This window comes from Mycobacterium senriense, from assembly GCF_019668465.1.
GTDB classification, from domain to species: Bacteria; Actinomycetota; Actinomycetes; order Mycobacteriales; family Mycobacteriaceae; genus Mycobacterium; species Mycobacterium senriense.
Window position 1 is genome coordinate 1,618,388 of record NZ_AP024828.1, and the last position, 18,451, is coordinate 1,636,838.

The 18,451-nt window shown below is 67.7% G+C and carries 16 protein-coding genes and 1 pseudogene; 2 read left to right on the forward strand and 15 right to left on the reverse strand.

All coding sequences use genetic code 11. The features are described from left to right. Window positions 1–74 precede the first annotated feature (74 nt). Together MTY59_RS07715 and MTY59_RS07720 are read right to left on the reverse strand one after the other, a co-directional pair. Window positions 75–848, reverse strand: a complete 774-nt coding sequence (locus MTY59_RS07715; protein WP_221045143.1) for a TIGR03084 family metal-binding protein — start codon at window positions 846–848, stop codon at window positions 75–77. 50 nt (window positions 849–898) lie between these two features. Continuing rightward, window positions 899–2,231, reverse strand: a pseudogene (locus MTY59_RS07720) (MFS transporter). A 100-nt stretch (window positions 2,232–2,331) separates the two neighbouring features. Here MTY59_RS07720 and MTY59_RS07725 point away from each other — a divergent pair. Beyond that, window positions 2,332–2,937, forward strand: coding sequence for a YqgE/AlgH family protein (locus MTY59_RS07725; protein ID WP_221045145.1), 606 nt, complete (start codon window positions 2,332–2,334; stop codon window positions 2,935–2,937). Window positions 2,938–2,958: 21 nt separating this feature from the next. Here the strand turns inward: MTY59_RS07725 and MTY59_RS07730 are convergent, their stop codons facing one another. Together MTY59_RS07730 and MTY59_RS07735 are read right to left on the reverse strand one after the other, a co-directional pair. Beyond that, window positions 2,959–3,300: a hypothetical protein gene (locus tag MTY59_RS07730; RefSeq protein WP_221045146.1), complete on the reverse strand. Its 342-nt coding sequence runs from the start codon at window positions 3,298–3,300 to the stop codon at window positions 2,959–2,961. Window positions 3,301–3,368: 68 nt separating this feature from the next. Beyond that, window positions 3,369–4,493 (reverse strand): LpqN/LpqT family lipoprotein, encoded by a 1,125-nt coding sequence (locus tag MTY59_RS07735; RefSeq protein ID WP_221045147.1) that lies wholly within the window; start codon window positions 4,491–4,493, stop codon window positions 3,369–3,371. Between the two features lie 185 nt (window positions 4,494–4,678). On the opposite strand from MTY59_RS07735, the gene leuS reads away from it, so the two are divergent. Then, window positions 4,679–7,588: a leucine--tRNA ligase gene (leuS, locus tag MTY59_RS07740; protein WP_221045148.1), complete on the forward strand. Its 2,910-nt coding sequence runs from the start codon at window positions 4,679–4,681 to the stop codon at window positions 7,586–7,588. A 2-nt stretch (window positions 7,589–7,590) separates the two neighbouring features. Here the strand turns inward: leuS and MTY59_RS07745 are convergent, their stop codons facing one another. From MTY59_RS07745 to MTY59_RS07795, 11 genes are all read right to left on the reverse strand, one after another. Further along, window positions 7,591–8,262, reverse strand: coding sequence for an SDR family oxidoreductase (locus tag MTY59_RS07745; protein ID WP_221045149.1), 672 nt, complete (start codon window positions 8,260–8,262; stop codon window positions 7,591–7,593). A 58-nt stretch (window positions 8,263–8,320) separates the two neighbouring features. Then, the gene (locus MTY59_RS07750) at window positions 8,321–8,824 is read right to left on the reverse strand and encodes a MarR family winged helix-turn-helix transcriptional regulator (protein WP_065029490.1); all 504 of its coding nucleotides are present in this window, start codon (window positions 8,822–8,824) and stop codon (window positions 8,321–8,323) included. Window positions 8,825–8,889: 65 nt separating this feature from the next. Beyond that, complete coding sequence (locus MTY59_RS07755; RefSeq protein WP_221045150.1) at window positions 8,890–9,639, reverse strand: amino acid ABC transporter ATP-binding protein; 750 nt, start codon at window positions 9,637–9,639, stop codon at window positions 8,890–8,892. Continuing rightward, window positions 9,636–11,450 carry an ABC transporter substrate-binding protein/permease gene (locus MTY59_RS07760; protein ID WP_221045151.1) on the reverse strand — a complete coding sequence of 605 codons (1,815 nt, stop codon included), beginning with the start codon at window positions 11,448–11,450 and terminating at the stop codon, window positions 9,636–9,638. The genes MTY59_RS07755 and MTY59_RS07760 overlap by 4 nt, the downstream gene beginning before the upstream one ends. Window positions 11,451–11,499: 49 nt before the next feature. Further along, on the reverse strand, window positions 11,500–12,240 hold the full coding sequence (locus tag MTY59_RS07765) for a GntR family transcriptional regulator (RefSeq protein ID WP_221045152.1): 741 nt from the start codon (window positions 12,238–12,240) through the stop codon (window positions 11,500–11,502). A 110-nt stretch (window positions 12,241–12,350) separates the two neighbouring features. Then, window positions 12,351–13,163 (reverse strand): LLM class F420-dependent oxidoreductase, encoded by an 813-nt coding sequence (locus MTY59_RS07770; RefSeq protein ID WP_221045153.1) that lies wholly within the window; start codon window positions 13,161–13,163, stop codon window positions 12,351–12,353. Between the two features lie 15 nt (window positions 13,164–13,178). Next, window positions 13,179–14,093, reverse strand: coding sequence for an alpha/beta fold hydrolase (locus MTY59_RS07775; RefSeq protein ID WP_221045154.1), 915 nt, complete (start codon window positions 14,091–14,093; stop codon window positions 13,179–13,181). 15 nt (window positions 14,094–14,108) lie between these two features. Continuing rightward, window positions 14,109–15,317 carry a DUF1214 domain-containing protein gene (locus MTY59_RS07780; RefSeq protein ID WP_221046317.1) on the reverse strand — a complete coding sequence of 403 codons (1,209 nt, stop codon included), beginning with the start codon at window positions 15,315–15,317 and terminating at the stop codon, window positions 14,109–14,111. Between the two features lie 2 nt (window positions 15,318–15,319). Beyond that, complete coding sequence (locus MTY59_RS07785; protein ID WP_221045155.1) at window positions 15,320–16,123, reverse strand: sugar phosphate isomerase/epimerase family protein; 804 nt, start codon at window positions 16,121–16,123, stop codon at window positions 15,320–15,322. Window position 16,124: 1 nt separating this feature from the next. After that, window positions 16,125–17,294, reverse strand: a complete 1,170-nt coding sequence (locus tag MTY59_RS07790; RefSeq protein ID WP_221045156.1) for a sulfotransferase family protein — start codon at window positions 17,292–17,294, stop codon at window positions 16,125–16,127. Beyond that, on the reverse strand, window positions 17,291–18,418 hold the full coding sequence (locus MTY59_RS07795; RefSeq protein WP_221045157.1) for an LLM class flavin-dependent oxidoreductase: 1,128 nt from the start codon (window positions 18,416–18,418) through the stop codon (window positions 17,291–17,293). The genes MTY59_RS07790 and MTY59_RS07795 overlap by 4 nt, the downstream gene beginning before the upstream one ends. Window positions 18,419–18,451 lie beyond the last annotated feature (33 nt).

Genomic DNA, 18,451 nt, shown 5'->3' on the forward strand with positions numbered 1-18,451 from the left:
CGCGTGCTCCCCACGCGCTCACCGACCGGTGCTCGACCTGATGGGCCCCGGCTCTCTTCGCGCGCTTCACGCGCTCATCGACCGGTGCCGGGTAGCCCCGCGAAAGCCTGCGCGATCTGCAACCACCGCTGGGCGTCGGCGCCTTGGGCGGTGATGTCGAGGGCACTCAACGGGCGGCGCTGGGTGACCAGGTAGCAGAAATCCTCCGCCGACCCACTGACCCGCTGCTCGGCGTCGGGTGGCCCCCAGGACCAGGTATCGCCGGCGGGCCCGCGCAGCTCGACCAGGAACGGCTCGGCCGGTGGCGCCAGATTGTTGACGGCGAAAGCGAAGTCGCGGGTGCGTACCCCAAGGTGAGCGATCGACCGCAGGCGCTCGGTCGCGGGCCGCGTCACGCCCAGGCTGTCGGCGACATCGAGGCCGTGTGCCCAGGTCTCCATCAGGCGCGCGGTGGCCATCGACCCCGCACTCATCGGCGGGCCGAACCACGGCAGCTTGCGGCCGGGCTGCACCGTGAGAAGCGCGTCGTGCAGCCGTGCCCGGGTAACCCGCCAGTCCGCGAGCAACGCGGCCGGCTCCAGCGCGGACAGCTCCTCGGCGCCCTTGTCGACGAAACCCGCCGGGTCGGCGGCCGCGCCCGCCAAAACCTCGGCGAAGCCGGCCTCGTCGGTGACCGCGATCAGGGCGACCCGATCCGTCCACAGCAGGTGGCCGATCTGGTGTGCGATGGTCCACCCGGGCGCCGGTGTGGGGTCGCCCCAGCGGTCGGGCGGCAACGGCGCGACCAGCTCGTCGAGCGCGTCGCTTTCGGCGCGCAAATCGTCGACCATGGGCGCGGGGCCGGTCATCGCAGCCCTCGATTGTCGGCAGCGGCCATCGGACAAATCACGTCTGTACCTTAACGATCGTTGGCTTGCTCGCCGCGGCGCCCGATGACGCTGTGCACGGCCAGTCCGATCAGGTAGAGCACCGATCCGACCAGCGCGAATGCGGGTGCGTGCCCGTCGTCGGGAATCAGGGCGCCGGCCACCGTGATCGAGACGATGAACGCAACCCAGAACAGCGCGTCCTGCACGGCGAACACATGCCCGCGAAGAGCGTCGTCGACGTCCATCTGGATTGCGGTGTCGGCGCACAGCTTGACCATCTGACCGGTGACGCCGAGCAGGAAGCCGCACGCGACCATGACCGGGAGAAGCAGCTGGGCGCCGGCAACTTCGATGATCGCCGACGCCGCCAACGCGCCGTTGGCCGTCGCGTAGCGCCCCCAGCGGCGGATGGCGGGCGGCGTCAGGACGTTGGCCAGGAAGGCGCCAAGGCCAGCGGCGCCGAAGAACAGTAAGGCGGTGCCGAATCCCCCGCCCTCGAGGTTGGGCATGTGGTGCACCAGCAATAAGACCAGCAGCGAGTTGATGCCGATGACCATCCGGTGGGCGGCCAAGCCGGACAGAGTGGCGGCCACCGTGGGACGCTGCGCCACCGTCCGTGCGCCATGCAGCCAGCCGGTGATCACCGCGTAAAAGACCGGCCCGTGGATCGCTCGCCAGGTGTCGTCGGGCCCCAACACCCGCGCACCGAACCGCAAGGACAACAGCAACGCGATCGACACGGGAACCGCCGTGAGGAATACGATCGCCGAGGCGCCCTTGTCGCTGGACCCGAAGATGAACCGGGGCACCAGCATGAAGTTTGCGCCGACGAATGCCGCGATGGCCCCGGTCGCGGTGGCAACCGAGTTCATCGTCACCACCTGCTCGCGCGGCACCACATGCGGCAGCGACGCCGACAGCCCGGACCCGACGAAGCGGGCCAGGCCGTTGGCGAACAGGGCCCCCAGCAACAGCGGCAGATCACCGGCTCGCACCGCCAGAATGGTGCCGATCGCGGCGAACAGGATCAGCCTGCCCACGTTGGCGCCGACGAGCACCAGCCGCCGGTCCCATCGGTCCATCAGCGCACCAGCGAACGGACCGAGCAGCGAATACGGCAAGAACAGGACCGTGAAGGCGCGCGCTATGGCGAGAGGATCGGCGGCCCGATCCGGGCTGAACAGCAGGGCGCCGGCCAGCGCCGCCTGAAACAAGCCGTCACCGAATTGGCTCGCAATTCGCACCTGCAGCAGCCGCCAGAAATCCGGCAAACCACGCACGGACCGCCAAATCTCGACGGGTGCACTGGACTGCATCCGGGTTGGGATCACCGAAACCGACTTCCACGATTGGGGCTGGCAAAGCTCGCGCGATCAGAGCCGTCCCAACCACAGTACAAATCTCCGTGGTCCACCCTCTCGATTGCCCTGGGCCACGATCCGCTGGATGCGATGATGGTGAGGTGCCGCCGCCGGAGGATCCAGAGGACTACGTCGCACCTGCCGCGCAACGGGTGCGTGCGGGCACGTTGCTGCTCGCCAACACCGATCTCCTCGAACCGACGTTTCGGCGCAGCGTGATCTACATCGTCGAGCACAACGACGGAGGCACGCTGGGCGTCGTCCTGAACCGCGCCAGCGAAACCGCGGTGTACAACGTGTTGCCCCAGTGGACCAAGCTGTCGGCCAAGCCGAAGACGATGTTCATCGGCGGGCCGGTCAAGCGTGACGCGGCGCTGTGTCTGGCGACGCTGCGGGTCGGCGCCGATCCCCAGGGCGTGCCCGGCTTGCGGCACGTTGACGGCCGGGTGGTCATGGTCGACCTGGACGCCGACCCCGACGTGATCGCGCCGGTGGTCGAAGGGGTGCGAATCTTCGCGGGATACTCGGGTTGGACTATCGGTCAGCTGGAAGGCGAGATCGAGCGCGACGACTGGATTGTGTTGTCCGCCTTGCCATCCGACGTGCTCGTGGGACCGAGGTCCGACCTGTGGGGCCAAGTCCTGCGTCGCCAGCCGCTGCCGCTCTCGCTGCTGGCCACCCACCCCATCGACGTCAGCCGGAATTAGAGCCTGTCCCCCGGCCTCAGTTCACTGGCACGACTGCGTGCAGCCGGCACAGCTGCCGGCGCAGGCGGGCGCCGCCGCATCCTGGCGCAGCGCGAAGCGGGCGCTCTGCCACGAGCCCGCGGCCAGCGTTCCCAGCGCGCCGACCACACAGACGATGAGCACCACCAGCGCCGTGTCCGGGACGGCGGCCACGGCCACCGCGCCGCCAGCCGCCAACATCACCGCAGCGGCCAACTGGGTGGGCGCCATCGCGCGCAGCGCCAACGCGGTGGCACCGAAATCCCGGTTGTGGGCAAGCGACCAGGTGCCGAAACCCGCCGAGGCCACCGCAGCACACATGCACAGCACGCCCGCAATCAGCATGGGCTCACAATACGAGCCGGCTTATCGACCTGCGCATCCGGCTCTATGGGTGCCGGCGCCGCCTTCCTCTAATGCTGCAGGAACGAGAAGTTCGGCAGCGGGGGCAGGCCCGGCACCATAGCCAACAGGCTGGGGGTGCGCTGCGGGTTCGTCACGGGCGCCTGCGCGGGAAGCCCGACCGGGGCCGCGGGTGACGTTTGGGCGAGCGGCACCAGCGGGGCCGCGCCGGGAGCCGGGGCGACGGGCGCGACCGGAGCCACAGCGGGTGCCGGGGCGGCGGGCGCGACCGGAGCCACAGCGGGTGCCGGGGCGACAGGTGCGACGGGAGCCACAGCGGGTGCCGGGGCGGCAGGTGCGACGGGAGCGGCGCCGGGGGCGGTCACGCGGAATCCGTTGACGATCGCGTCGGTGGCCGGTGCGTCGGCAACGCTTACCGCGCGATCGGTGGTCACCGACAGCGACACGAGGTATTTGTCGTGTCCCGACGTGGCGATGACGTGGCGGCGCGACGTGTTGAGCGTCAAATCTCCGTCGCGGTAGGTGCCTTCGACGATCGACGACGGGAAGCCGCCGAAATCGGTCATCGCGGCGTTGGTGGGCTGCCACGCCGGGAGCTTCTGGCTGTCGACGTAACCGTGGGTGATGGCCTCTTTCGGGTCGAACGCACCGACCAGTTTGTACACCACGACCTGCGCGTTCGACGAATAAATGCTGCTGCCGTGCCGGTCGGCGATCACCGCGAACGCATCGGGCACGTTGGGATCAGGCACCTGGGTCCAGCGCGCGGGGACCGGCAAGGTGATGTCGAGTGCCTGGAAGCCCTGAGGCTTTTGCGCCTCGAGCTTCACGCCCTTCGACTGCAAGAACTCGCGGATCGTGCCGGACGTCGCGGGAGCGGGAGCCGGAGCCGGGGCCGGCGGGGCGACCGCGGCCGGCGCCGCGGTTCCCGGGGCGGGGGCGGCTGCCGGCGGGGTGATCTGGTTGCCGGCCGGCGGGGCCGCGAGGTATCTGCTCGGCGGCACCAGCTCGGGCCCGAGATTCTGCGGTGCCGGCGCGGGAACCGCGGGGACGGGTGCCGGCGCTGGGGGCACCGGGTCTGCCGATGCCGTGCCGCCCGCGACAACCGCCAGGCCCATCAGGCCAGCGACCATACCGCCGAGGAGTGCCCGGTGGACGGGGACGATCTCAATCATCTGCGTCGGTCCTTCCAAAGGCGTCAGTATCAGAAGCCGTCGATAGTGGCTGACTGTAACTAGAGGTCAAAGGCGGTGAACAGGCTCGAAACACACCTGGGATGAACCTCTGATCGGCGCGCAACGGAACCGAGACCAACCTGTGGCCGGCGGACTCGTCGTGTCGGCCCTTATACCCTGTTCAGGTGACCGACTCCCCGACCGCTTCGCCGGCAAGCAGTTCCGGCGCCGCCGTGCCCGACTCTGATGCGCCGCCGCACCGCTACACCGCGGCGCTGGCGGGTCGTATCGAGGGCGCGTGGCAGGAGAACTGGGCGAAGCTCGGGACGTTCAACGTGCCCAACCCGGTCGGTTCGCTGGCTCCGGCAGACGGAGCCCCGGTCCCGGACGACAAGTTGTTCGTGCAGGACATGTTTCCCTACCCGTCGGGGGAGGGGCTGCACGTCGGCCACCCGCTGGGCTACATCGCGACGGACGTATACGCCCGCTATTTCCGGATGACCGGCCGTAACGTCTTGCATGCGTTGGGGTTTGACGCCTTCGGGCTGCCCGCCGAGCAGTACGCGGTACAGACCGGCACCCACCCGCGCACCCGGACCGAGGCCAACGTCGTCAATTTCAAGCGCCAGCTGGGACGCCTGGGCCTCGGCCACGACAGCCGGCGCAGTTTCTCGACCACCGACGCCGAGTTCTACAAGTGGACCCAGTGGATCTTCTTGCAGATCTACAACGCCTGGTTCGACACCGCCGCCAACAAGGCCCGCCCCATCGCCGAGCTGGTCGCCGAATTCGAGTCAGGTGCGCGCGGCCTCGAGGACGGGCGGGACTGGGCCGGGCTGTCGGCGGGGGAGCGGGCCGATGTGATCGACGGCTACCGGCTGGTCTACCGGGCGGACTCGATGGTGAATTGGTGTCCCGGTCTGGGCACCGTGCTGGCCAACGAAGAGGTGACCGCGGACGGTCGCAGCGACCGCGGCAACTTCCCGGTGTTCCGGAAACGGTTGCGACAGTGGATGATGCGAATCACCGCGTACTCCGATCGGCTGCTCGACGACCTCGACGTGCTGGACTGGCCCGAACCGGTCAAGACCATGCAGCGCAACTGGATCGGCCGGTCCACCGGCGCCAAGGCGCTGTTCGCGGCGACCGGGCGCGATGGTGAGACGGTCGACATCGAAGTGTTCACCACCCGGCCCGACACGCTCTTCGGTGCCACCTATTTGGTGCTGGCGCCCGAGCACGACCTGGTCGACGAGTTGGTGGCGACCGCCTGGCCGGACGGCACCGACCCGCGCTGGACGTACGGCGCCGCCACACCGGTGCAGGCCGTTGCCGCCTACCGGCAGGCGATCGGATCAAAGTCAGACCTCGAGCGCCAGGAGAGTAAAGCCAAGACCGGCGTCTTCTTGGGCAGTTACGCGACCAATCCCACCAACGGCAAACCGGTGCCGATCTTCATCGCCGACTACGTGTTGGCCGGGTACGGCACCGGGGCGATCATGGCGGTCCCCGGCCACGACCAGCGCGACTGGGACTTCGCCCACGAGTTCGGCCTGCCGATCGTGGAAGTCATTGCGGGAGGCGATATTTCGGAGTCCGCCTACGCCGGCGACGGGGTTCTGGTCAACTCCGGCTACCTCGACGGGCTGGACGTGGCCGCGGCCAAAGAAAAGATCACCGCCCGCCTGGAGGCCGAGGGTCGTGGCTGGGCGCGTATCGAATTCAAGTTGCGCGACTGGCTTTTCGCGCGCCAGCGGTACTGGGGCGAGCCTTTCCCCATCGTCTACGACACCGACGGGCGCGCGCATGCGCTCGACGAGGCCGCATTGCCGGTCGAGCTGCCCGACGTCCCGGATTACTCGCCGGTGCTGTTCGACCCCGACGACGCCGACAGCGAGCCGTCGCCGCCGCTGGCAAAGGCGACGGAGTGGGTGCACGTCGAGCTGGACCTCGGCGATGGCCTGAAGCCCTACAGCCGGGATACCAACGTGATGCCCCAGTGGGCAGGCAGCTCCTGGTATGAACTGCGCTACACCGATCCGCATAACTCGGAACGGTTCTGCGCCAAGGAGAATGAGGCCTACTGGATGGGTCCGCGGCCGGCCGAGCATGGGCCGCAGGATCCCGGTGGCGTCGACTTGTACGTCGGCGGCGCCGAACATGCGGTGCTGCATCTGCTGTATGCGCGGTTCTGGCACAAGGTCCTCTACGACCTGGGCCACGTGAGCTCACGGGAGCCCTATCGCCGGCTGGTCAATCAGGGCTACATCCAGGCTTTCGCCTACACCGACGCGCGCGGCTCGTACGTGCCGGCCGAGGAAGTGGTCGAACGAGACGGTGGCTTCGTCTACCCCGGACCCGGGGGAGAGGTGGAAGTCTTCCAGGAGTTCGGGAAAATCGGTAAGAGCCTGAAGAATTCGATCTCACCCGACGAGATCTGCGACGACTACGGCGCCGACACGCTGCGGGTCTACGAGATGTCGATGGGCCCGCTGGAGGCCTCTCGGCCCTGGGCGACCAAGGATGTCGTCGGAGCCCACCGCTTCCTGCAGCGCGTATGGCGCTTGGTGGTCGATGAGCAGACCGGCGACGCCCGCGTGGTCGACGGACCCGCACAGCAGTTGGCAACCGACACGCTTCGAGCGCTGCATCGCACCATCGCCGGCGTCGCGGAAGACTATGCCGCACTGCGCAATAACACCGCTGCGGCCAAACTGATCGAATACACCAACCATCTCACCAAGGAGCACCGCGACGCGGTGCCCCGCGCGGCGGTTGAGCCGCTGGTGCTGATGTTGGCGCCCCTGGCCCCGCATATGGCCGAGGAGTTGTGGCTGCGACTGGGCCACCAGACCCCGCTGGCGCACGGCCCCTTCCCGGTCGCCGACCCCGCCTATCTGGTCGACGACACGGTGGAGTACCCGGTGCAGGTGAACGGCAAGGTGCGCGGCCGGGTGTCGGTGGCCGCCGACGCCGATCAGGACACCCTGAAGGCGGCCGCGCTGGCCGACGAAAAGGTCCAGGCGTTTCTGGCGGGCGCCAACCCGCGCAAGGTGATCGTGGTGCCCGGCCGCCTGGTCAACCTGGTCGTGTAGCGCTATCGCCCGGCGGGGCGCAGCACCACCTCGTGCAGGTGACCGTCGCGCGGGGTGCCCACCGCATGGGCGACCGCGGCCGCGAGCGTTTCGGGCTTCAAGAAGTTGGCGGGGTCATAGGTGCCGCCCTCGAACTCGACGAGTTCTCGCTGCATGTCGCTGTCGGTCCGGCCCGGATAGACCGTCGTCACCCGCAACTCCGGTTCGTCGCTGCGCAGCGAGTCCGCAAAGGCGCGCAGTGCGAACTTGCTGGACGAATACGAGGCCATACCCCGCGAAGCGGTGCGCCCCGCACCGGAGTTGATGAACACCACCTGGCCGCGCGCCCGTCGCAGCGCCGGCAACAGCGCCAGCGTAAGTTCCACCGGTCCAAAGACGTTCACGGCGAAGGTGGCACGCCACTCGTCGACGTTCGAGTCCGCGACGCTGCCCGGGATGGCCAGCCCCGCATTGTGCACGAGCACGTCGAGCTCGTCCACAATTTCGCAGGCCGCGTCGATGTCGCCGGAGTCGGTGAGGTCCAGTGGGAACGTGGTGGCGCCGAGCCGCTCCGCGATCGCGTCGAGCCGATCGGACGGCCGGCCCGCCAGCAGCAGGGTGTGCGTGGGTGCCAGCGCTGTGGCGATGGCCGATCCGATACCGCCGCCGGCGCCGGTGATGAGTGCATTGGGCATGCCCAGCAGTTTACCGACGCCGCAAATGTAAGCGAAAAGCGTTGACGGCGAGTTCTTTTCAGGCTTCCTTGCGTGCGGGTGGTACGCCGGCGGGTCCGGACGTCGGGTCACCGGAGGCTAGCCGCTCCAGTGGCGCCAGCGCCTGCATCAGGGTGTTGAGGTCGGACGTCGGAAGCTGGCTCAGCATCGCGGCCAGCGAGGCGCGCCGATTGGCCAGCGATTCGCCGTGCACGGCCCGTCCCCGCGGGGTGATGTCCACGAGCACGGCACGCAGGTCGGACGGATCGCGGGAACGCTTGACCAGCCCCACCTTCTCCAGCCGCCGGATCGCCACGGTCGTGGTGGGGGTCCGCACCCGTTCGTGTGCGGCGAGATCGGTCATCCGGATCGGACCTTGGTCGAGCAGGGTGACCAGGATCGACAGTTGCGCCAGGGTCAGCTCCCCGGCCGCGGCGCCGCTGGGGTCTCCCCGGCGGAGAATCGCAAACAATTTGGACAGCGCTCGGTGCAAACCCTCGGCGAGCTCGGCTACCTCGGCCGGGTTCGATTCGCTGTCTGCCATAAATCGGGAGTCTAACCCGATATGAGGTGCGTACAAGGGAGCTATTGCCCGCCAGTTAGTGGCGATCAAAGCACTTGCGACAAAAACCGCTGCAGCCGTTCGGTCTCTGCGGCATCGAATATCTGCTCAGGAGGGCCCGATTCCACGACCTTGCCGTGATCCATAAACACCACGGCGTCGGAGGCCGACCGCGCGAAACCCATTTCGTGGGTCACCACAACCATTGTCATGCCATCGGCGCCGAGGTCGGCAATGAGTTGCAGTATTCCCTTGACCATTTCGGGATCCAGCGCCGAGGTTGCCTCGTCGAAGAACATCACCTGCGGCCCCATGGCCAGCGCGCGGGCGATCGCCACCCGCTGCTGTTGCCCGCCGGACAGCATGCTGGGACGGGCACCGGCCTTGTGTTTCAGGCCAACTCGGTCCAGCTGCGCCATCGCCAGGTCGCGGGCCTCGTCGGCCGGCAGACGCCGCAACTTTCGTGGTGCCATCGCCACGTTGGCCAGCACGCTCAGGTGTGGAAAGAGGTTGAAATGCTGGAACACCATGCCGATGCGCTGGCGCAACTCGTCGGGATCGTCGCGCAGGACCGACCGGCCATCGAGCAGAATGTCGCCGCTGTCGGGCTCATACAAGCGGTTCAGCGTGCGCAGCAGCGTCGACTTTCCCGAACCGGACGGCCCGATGATCGCCACGGTGCTGCCCGCGGGTGCCTCGATATCGACGCCTCGCAGCACCTTGCTTCCGCCTATGGTTTGGTGGACGCCCTTGGCCGCCAGCGAAACTGACGCGCGCCCGTGGATGCCGAAGGTCACGTGATCTCCTGGCCGAACGTGGTCCCGAGCAGGTCGGCGTCGTCCTCGGGCGTGGCGGCGCGGCGGCCGCGGCGAAGCCGGGTGTCGATGTAGTTCACCAAATGCGTTAGCGGGATGGTCAATAGCAGGTAGAACAGACCCGCGGCCACCAACGGTGAGAGGCTCCCGGTCTGCGCGTTGAGATCCCGCCCCACCTGGAAGAGCTCTCGCTGATCGGCGATCAGGCCGAGGAAGTAGACCAGCGCGGAGGCCTTCAACAGCCCGATGGCCTGATTGACCAGGGCGGGGAGCACGCGACGGATGCCCTGCGGCACCACCACCAGCCGCATTGCGGTGACGTAGCCGAAGCCCAGCGCCCGGGACGCTTCCAATTGTCCGGGATCGACGCTTTGAATGCCGGAGCGCAGAATCTCGCCGATATAGGCGGCGGCCATCAACCCCAGCGCGACGATGCCGAGCGGGTAGGGGTTCTTGTTGGTCAGCCCACTGACCAATGGGCCGATGCCCATCCCGATCAGCAAGATGATCACCACCTCGGGCAGACCCCGGAAGATGTCGGTGTACACCCGGGCGGGCCAGCGCAGCCAGCGCCGGTGCGAGATCCCGGCCATCGCCAACACCATTCCGAACGCCAGGCCGATGACCAGGGCGCTGTTGGTCAGGATCAACGTGTTCGGCAGGCCGGTGGTGAACAGCACGGGAATGGCCTGCCGGTACATATCCCAGTCGAAGAACGAGTCGCCCAACTGGGCCAGTGGAGATTTCGGGGCAGGTGGGCCCGCCGGCGAGCGGTGTTGTTTCGCGATCGCCGCGAAGTCCGGCAGCTTGGGGATGGGCGCGGCTTTGGAGCCGGGTTTCCAGCCGGGCGGCACTGTCCGCGGCACCCATTGGGTGTACAGGTGCGCCCAGGTGCCGTCGGCGATGACGGCGTCCAGCCCGGAATTGAGCGCGTCGATCAACGGCTTGTTGCCCTTGGCGACCGCATAGGCGACGAAATTGCCTGGGCTGTAGGTGTTCGCGGCGACCACCGCCGGATCGCCCGGGCGAATGACGGTCGCGGCAAGGGTCCCCGGTGCCACCCACGCATCGATCTGCCGGGACTTCAGGTTGGCGTACAAGGTGGCGAAGCCGGGATATTTCACGGGTTGCAGATGCAGCACGTCGACGACGTACGACTCCTCGACGGTGCCTTGCACGACGCCGATCCGCTGGCCGCCGGCGAGGTCGCTGAATTTGTGGATGGCCGAACCGGGCGGGACCACCAGCGAATAGAACCCGAAGTCGTAGCCGTTGGTGAAAGAGACGGTGTGCCGGCGGGCGTCGGTCGCCTTGACCGCTGCCGAGCCGACGTCGAAGCGCCGGGAAGCCACCTGGGCGAGCAGCGCGGAGAAGTCGGTGCTGACAAAGCGGACCTGCAGACCCAGCTTGGCGGCGATGGCGCGCAGCAGTTGGTTGTCAAAGCCGCTGAATTCGCCCGTGGGATTGATGCAGATGTTGGGTGGGGCGTCCGACAGCGTGCCGACGGTCAGGACACCCGGCACGCCGAGACCCAGGGAGCCGACGTCGACCGCGTCGAGCGGCTCGACCGACGCCGTGGTGTCACGGTCGTCCTCGCCGGTCGTCGGGCTCTCGGTCAGGTCCTTGGGCAGGGCCCGCGCGCTGTCCACGCCGGCCGGCGCGCATTGATTCCAGTCGGCTGCCGCCGGCGCGACCGGGCCCCCCAGCGTTAGGCCGCACACCACAAGGACGGTCGCGGCCAGGCCGAATGCCCTTCCGCGGCGCTCGGTGTGGCGGCCCACGCGCGAATTCATCAGTGTCACCGTAACGACTGAACGGCGACCTGGCCCGCTCAGAGTCGGTTCACAGCACCAGCGATGCTTCGTCGGAGATCGGGCCCGCGTCGGCGATCGCGGGCAGCGGGCCCGGAACGACGCGACCGACGTCGTCGGGCGGGGTGAAGACCCGCCGCCGGACCAGTTCGGCCAGCATGGTCTGCGCCATCAGATAGGAGCGGTCGACGCACGCGGCCCGCGCGGCTTCGGGGTCGCGCCGCTGTATCGCCGCGGTCTCGTCTTCGTAGAACGGCAGCACTTCGTCGCGTCCGCTCTGGTAGGTCGTCCAGAACAGGCGGGGGATGAGATCCTGCGAGGCGCGGATCGTGGCATGCAGCCGCGGACCGGCGTACTCCTCGTTGAGGGTGCGCCGATACTCGGCGGCGATGTCGGTGAATGCGCGCGAATCCTTGGCGGTGCGCAGCGAGCGCATCAGGGTGTCGAGCTGGCCCAGGATTCTTGGCGTGGGACTGGTCGCCGCGCGTGCGGACGCAATCCCATTGAGCATTCCGTCGAGCTCATGGTGTTCGAGGACGGTGGCCTCATCGAACCGCTCGACGAACGCGCCCCGGTGATATCGCGTGGACACAATGCCGTCGTGTTCGAGTTGGACCAGTGCCTCTTGAATGGGCACCCGGCTCACTCCCAAGCCCAGCGCAATTTCATTGCGGTCGACGCGGTCTCCAGTGCGCAGCTTCCCGGTCAACAACAGGTGCAGGATGTGCGAAACAACCAGGTCCTTTTCTTTGACCCCGTATTTCTTCGGCATCTTTTTGTTTCAGTCTCTTTCACGCCCGGTTCGGCAAGCCAGCGCTGAGAGTTTCTCACGAATTGACGCGCGCGTTTAGTGTTTGGCCGAGGAACCTGAATACGCCGGTTTTAACGGCTGTCGCGCCACTTGCATAGCGCTTCGGCGGCGGTCAGGTCGTAGTGCGGACCATTTACGCCGACGGTCAGCAGCGTCACGCCCAGGGCGGTGAGGCCTTCGGCGTTGGCGATCAGCCCGTCGAGGCCCTCGCCGCGGCGCACGCCGCTGTTGTTCTCGACGCCGGCCGACCTTTCGATGGTGGACGGGTCGCGCCCGACCGCGGCGCAATGTTCTTCCAGCACGGCCGCCGCCCCCGGATAGGTCTCGACGGTGGTGAAACCGTGCCAGATGTCGCCGTATTCGGCGACCATGCGCAATGTCTTCCGCGGGCCCTTGCCGCCGATGAGGATCGGGATGTCGCGGGTGGGAGCCGGGTTCAATTTAGCCAGCCGCGCGTTGATCCGGGGCAGTGCGGCCGCCAGGTCGTCAAGGCGGCTGCCGACGGTGCCGAATTCGTAGCCATACTCGTCGTAGTCCTTTTGTTTCCAACCCGAACCGATGCCGAGGATGAGCCGGCCGTCGGAAATGTGGTCGACGGTGCGGGCCATATCGGCCAGCAGCTCGGGATTGCGGTAGGAGTTGCAGGTGACCAGCGCGCCGATCTGGATGCGCGAGGTCTGCTCGGCCCAGGCCCCGAGCATCGTCCAGCATTCGAAATGCGCACCGTCGGGATCGCCGTAGAGCGGGAAGAAATGATCCCAGTTGAAGGCGATGTCGACGCCGATGTCCTCACAGCGGCGCACGGCGTCGCGCATCTGGCCGTATTGCGGAGCGTGTTGGGGCTGCAGCTGGACACCGATACGGATTCCGAACTCAGAAGTCATTAGCCCACCGTAGGCTCAGCGTGCGTCGAGCACTCCACGCAGAAGGTCGATCAGCGCGCGTGGCTGGTCGCTTTGCACGGAATGGCCCGAATTCTCCACGACGTGCGCGGCGCGGAAATGCTTTGCGCGACGGGCCAACTCGGCCGCGTCGTCGTCGCTGACGAAGCCCGACGAGCCGCCGCGCACCAACGTCACGGGTGCGGACAAGGCGTCGACGTCGTCCCACAGGCCGGCGAAATCGGGGAAGGTACGGATGGCGTCGTAGCGCCACGTCCACTGGCCGTTCTCCAGCTTGCGCGAGTTGTGAAACACCCCGCGGCGCAGAGCCTTCACCTCGCGGTGCGGGGCCGCCGCGACGGTCAAGTCGAGCATGGCCTGGAAGCTGGGAAATTCGCGTTCCCCGTGCATCAGAGCCACGGTGCCCTGCTGCTCCTTGGTCATCTCGGAATGCCGTTGCAGCGCCGACGGGGTGACGTCGATCAGCACCAGTTCTTTGACCAGTTCGGGTGCCACCGCGCCCAGCCGGATCGCGGTCAATCCGCCCAGCGACATGCCGACGACGAGGTCGGCGGACGCGGCGTGTTCGCGCAGGATCGGCAGCAAGGTGTCGGCGTTGTGCTGCGGCGAGTAGTCGCCGTCCTCGCGCCAGGCGGAGTGGCCGTGGCCGGGAAGGTCGACCGCCAGAGCGGGCTCACCGAGGCCGACGATGATGGTGTCCCAGGTGTGCGCATTCTGCCCGCCGCCGTGCACGAACACGATTCGCGGGGGAGCGCTGCCCCAGCGCAGGGCGCTGATTTTGCTTTCGCCCGTGCCGGACTCGACGCGCTCGGCGTCGGGCAGGGGACCGGAGACCCCGGCCTGCTCGGCGTTTTCGGACAGCAGCGAGAATTCGGACAGCCCGGCCAGTTCGTCTTCGGAAATCTCGGTCACGATCTTTGACACTAGCTATAGGACGTACCGGCGGCGAACGCCACGGAAGCGCTGCCACATCGCGGCGGCGCGCTCCGGCGCGCTCACCATGGCGGTTTCCTCGGGCAGGGCGCCCGGCAGTGCGTCGTGCTTGACCAGCCGGGTGTCCAGCACAGCGGGCTCGCCCTCGAGCATGTGCCGGTAGGTCAGGTTGCCGCGTTCGAAGCCCTGGGTGTCCAGCCAGTTGTGCACGCTCGGATCGCGGTGAGCCATAACCAGGCGGATGCGGCCGTCGCGGTCGACCTTGGTGCGGCTCGGCGTATAGCTCACCGGGCGGTACAGGTAGTCCATGCTGTTGAAGAAGACACCCATATTGGTGAACATCCACAGCCCGTCGTGGGCGTCGAACTCGACGATCAGCGCCTCGTCGGCCGCCAGCTCCCAGTACATGTTGGCCGCGGCCCTGCCGCGTTTGTTGTCGGCGTCGGTGACGCCGACGTGCGGGAACGTGTTGGGGTGCTCGGCGTCGACGCCGCCGTAGTTGAAGGGGAATTCGGGCCAATCCGACATCAGGCCGGTGACGAAATCGCCGGCCCAGCGCATCGCGTCAACCATGTCGGTGGTGGTGGGCAACGGCTTGGGGGAGGCCATGTCGATGCGTTCGATGCGCAGCTGCGCCGGCGATTCGTCCCAGCGGTCAAACCCCTGGCGGATGAACAGTTTCCGGGACTCCGGTGTGGTGGGTAGCCAGTTCGGCCCGCGTTCGGGGCCTCCGAGGTAAAGCTCGAACCGCCCGTCTTCGCCGATGTCGAGTTGGTGGCCGACCAGGTTTGCCTCCGGTGTGTCGCCGAATGGCTCGTGCAAGACGCCCGGGCCGGGCGTGCGCCGTCCCTGCACGGTGACGTTGAAAAAGCGGGCGGTGCCGCGGGTGCCGGTGAGCCGATAGCTGGAGTGCCCGTCGATCCACGCCTGTTGATAGGTGAAGTCGGCGCAGTCCCCGCCGAGTTTGCGGGTGGGACCGCAGAAGGCATGCAGCGCCGGGTAGCCGGTGTCGCGGGTCTCGAGTGCCAGATCGAAGGCCTGGCCGAGGTTTTGGGTGAGAAATCGGTACGCATCGACGCGCTGCGATGCCTTGGCGGGGTTGGCGTCTTTGAACACCTGCCGGCCCGCGCGCTCCAGCTGGGCGCAGAATTCGGTCCACGCCGACTGCAGTGCCGCGTCGTCGGGGCCGTCGCCGAAACCCATTGTCATGCACCCAATCTGTTCAGCATCGCGCCCACGACATCGCAGGCGCGCCGCGCGGATTGCAGCCGGCCCTCGGCGTCGATGCGGGGGCCGATCAGTTCCAGGTCGAATCCGTGCGCGTAGCCGCCGGCCAAGGCCTGGCCGACGAACGCTTCGAGCGGGATCACGCCGTCGCCGGGCACCGCGCGACCCGGGAGCGCCCGGTCGCCCAGCACGTAATCGCTGAGCTGGATGAGCTCGGTTCGTGGCAATGCCCGCTGCACCATCGCTTCGACATCGCCTTCCGCCCAGCAGTGAAACAGCTCGATGCAGATTCCGAGTCCGCTCATCTCGGCCAGCGCGACGGTATCGCGCAGGGTATGCGCGAGATGAATGTCGGCGTAGAGGCTGGACGCGTTCTCGATCGCCAACGCCACCCCCGCCTGCCCCGCGTGCTCGACACAGGGCGCGATCAACGCGCTGAAGCGATCGGCGGCCTGCGGCCAGGTCAGTGCCCCCCGGCCGCCCGTGAGCAGGTAGACCACCCGGGCGCCGACCGCGGCCGCGGCGTCGATCACCGCCAGCAACGCGTCCCGGGCCGCGGTCCCGAATGCGTCGAGCCGGCCACCGCCGAAGATGTGGCACACCGCCTCCACGGTGTAGGTATTGCGCTGCAACAGCTTTGGAAATTGTGGGTCGAGCAGCTCGCTGTCCAAGACGCTGAGCCGCGACACGCCGAGGGCCGCCCAATGCTGTGCCACTTCGGCCAGCGGCGCGCCGAAGAAGGTGACGTCGTGGACGGACAGGCGTTTGTGCGGCGACGTCACATCAGCCCCGGGTTTCGATCTCGACACCGAATCGCTCACGGAATGGCCGGAATTCGGCGTGCAGCGCATCGAGGTCCTCGCCGATGTCGATCAGCAGCCGGGTGGAGTAGCGGAACTTGCCGTACCGGTCGCCGCGGTTGTTGGCCAGGTAGTCGCGCATCGCCGATTCGGCCTCCGGCGTGAGTTTGCGTCCGGCGAACTCGTAATACCGCCGGACAGTCGCGATTTGATCGGCGACGAAGTCGGTGTAGCGGATGTGCAGGATGCGCGGATCGTCCACCATGGGGTTGCTCATGGTGTTGGCGACGCCATCGCGCGTCAACTCCAGATGCATCTTCGCCAGGGCGTGCAGGTCGACGGGACCGACCATGCCTTCGGCGATGTCGGCCATCATCATCGTGCGTGAGGCCGCGACCTGCACCGGGTCGCGGTGCAGCCACACCAGGGTGGCGTCGGGGTAGGCGTCGAACATCTCCTTGAGGCGAAATCCGTGAAACCCCTTCAGCACCCAGTATTTCCGGGGCCGTCGGTACTGCAGTTGTTGCAGCATGGCCTTGTGCAGCCGGTACTGCGCGGCCGCGTCGGTTGCCAGGCCGCCGACCAGCGACTGCATGGGCACCCGCCACCACGCCGTCGGCGTCATCACCCGGAAGTCGAATGCCCAGGTGCGCTCGTCTTCGGGAAGGCCGTCGCCCAGCATGTCGTTGTAGGGGTGGCTGTGCAGCCATTTCGGCATCTTGGCGTTGATCTCGCGCCAATCCGCGTCGGCGCGCGCCCGGCGGTCGTCGTCGGGTGCTGCGAGCCCCGGCGGCGGGGACGGATACATCACCTCCCAGAACCGCAGCGCGCGGGCGCGCGGGTCGACGGACATCAGGGCATGCATAAGCGTTGTGCCCGAACGGGGTTCGCCGGTGACGAACATCGGCGACTCGATCACCTCAGCACCGATCGGGTAGCGGTTGCGGTCTTCGATGAGTTCAAGGCGCGACGTCAGCAGCCAGCGACACACCTGCGCGGCTTCGAAGCGGCCATCGGCATCCATGCCCAGACCGTTGAGGTGGTCGACGGCGACGGCGAAGCGTTCGGGCAGGGTGGCATCACCGTAATCGCGCAGTCCGGTCTCCGCCTCGGCGGCGGCGAGCATCTCCGCGGCGTCCAAACGTGGTGTCACGGCAGGTCTCCGCAGAGCCGCAGCAGTTCGTCTTCGGCCGCGCGAACGTTGGCCGCCGAGGCCTGCGCGTATTTCACGCCGGCCATCGCGCCGTAGTCGAGGATCTTGGGCACGCGCAGGCCGGCGTCGACGTATGTCTTGACGATTTTGGCGACCTCTTTGGGCGTGCCGTGCGGTACGACGGCCAGCACCATCTCGGGTTGCACGTTGTCCAGAAATTCCACGATCCGTTCCCGGGTGAGCACGGCCGGGTCGATGTCCTGGAATCCCCGCCAGCTCTCGCCCATCGGGTGTTCGAACCCGAAGTCGCGCAGCGTCTTTGCGGAGACCTGCAGCAGGAAGGCCTTGACCAGGGGAGCCTGCAGGATCTCGGCGAGGGCGGCGTCGTCCGAGCCGATCAGGCACACCTGGATGAAGCACGGGGTGATCGCCATCGGGTCGCGCCCGGCGCGGTCTGCGGATGCCCTTACCGCGGTGAGCATCTGGGCGTAGTGCTCGGGAGTCCAGGCGCCCGCCGGCCACCACCCGTCGGCGTAGCGGCCCGCGATGTCGAGCATCCGGGGGCCGCTGGCGCCGATCCAGATCGGGGGCTGCCGGCCCTCGTAGGGTTCGGTGTCCAGGCGGGCATGATGTAGCGAATAGAACTGGCCGTCGAAGTCGACCGGGCCGTCACTGCGCCACAGCAGCTGGATCACCGCAAGCGCCTCCTCGAAACGGCTGACCGAACGCGAGAAGTCGAAGCCGTAGGGCAGCGTGTTCTCGCTCTCGCCGCTGCCCAGCCCCAGGATGAAACGCCCCTTGGCGAGGTGATCGATGGTCAGCGCCGTCTGGGCGAGCATGGCGGGATGGCGGCGCACGGTGTCGACCACGGCGCTGACCAGAGGAACCCGCTCGGTCAGCACGGCCGCCGCGGCCGCCACCGCGAGCCCGTCCAGGTGGCGGTGCGGCGAGGGGGAAGCGGCGGCCAGGTCGGTGAATTCGGGAGTCCAGAGCGAGTCCGGCCAGAAGCTGACCATGTGATCGGGCAGCCAGATGGAGTGGTACCGGCCGCTGTCGAGTCCGGCGAGCCCGGACAGGTCAAGGGGCAGGGTGGTGCGCAGGAACGCTGCGGGTTGAACGGTCATCGAAACATGATGCTAAGCACCTGCACAGCATCG

Excerpts from the sequence above, each read along its gene's own strand:
- MTY59_RS07730 (WP_221045146.1), bottom strand. The coding sequence starts at position 3,300 with ATGCTGATTGCGGGCGTGCTGTGCATGTGTGCTGCGGTGGCCTCGGCG.
- MTY59_RS07715 (WP_221045143.1), bottom strand. The coding sequence starts at position 848 with ATGACCGGCCCCGCGCCCATGGTCGACGATTTGCGCGCCGAAAGCGAC.
- MTY59_RS07770 (WP_221045153.1), bottom strand. The coding sequence starts at position 13,163 with ATGACTTCTGAGTTCGGAATCCGTATCGGTGTCCAGCTGCAGCCCCAA.
- MTY59_RS07780 (WP_221046317.1), bottom strand. The coding sequence starts at position 15,317 with ATGGGTTTCGGCGACGGCCCCGACGACGCGGCACTGCAGTCGGCGTGG.
- MTY59_RS07760 (WP_221045151.1), bottom strand. The coding sequence starts at position 11,450 with ATGAATTCGCGCGTGGGCCGCCACACCGAGCGCCGCGGAAGGGCATTC.
- MTY59_RS07750 (WP_065029490.1), bottom strand. The coding sequence starts at position 8,824 with ATGGCAGACAGCGAATCGAACCCGGCCGAGGTAGCCGAGCTCGCCGAG.
- MTY59_RS07745 (WP_221045149.1), bottom strand. The coding sequence starts at position 8,262 with ATGCCCAATGCACTCATCACCGGCGCCGGCGGCGGTATCGGATCGGCC.
- MTY59_RS07765 (WP_221045152.1), bottom strand. The coding sequence starts at position 12,240 with ATGCCGAAGAAATACGGGGTCAAAGAAAAGGACCTGGTTGTTTCGCAC.
- MTY59_RS07795 (WP_221045157.1), bottom strand. The coding sequence starts at position 18,418 with ATGACCGTTCAACCCGCAGCGTTCCTGCGCACCACCCTGCCCCTTGAC.
- MTY59_RS07735 (WP_221045147.1), bottom strand. The coding sequence starts at position 4,493 with ATGATTGAGATCGTCCCCGTCCACCGGGCACTCCTCGGCGGTATGGTC.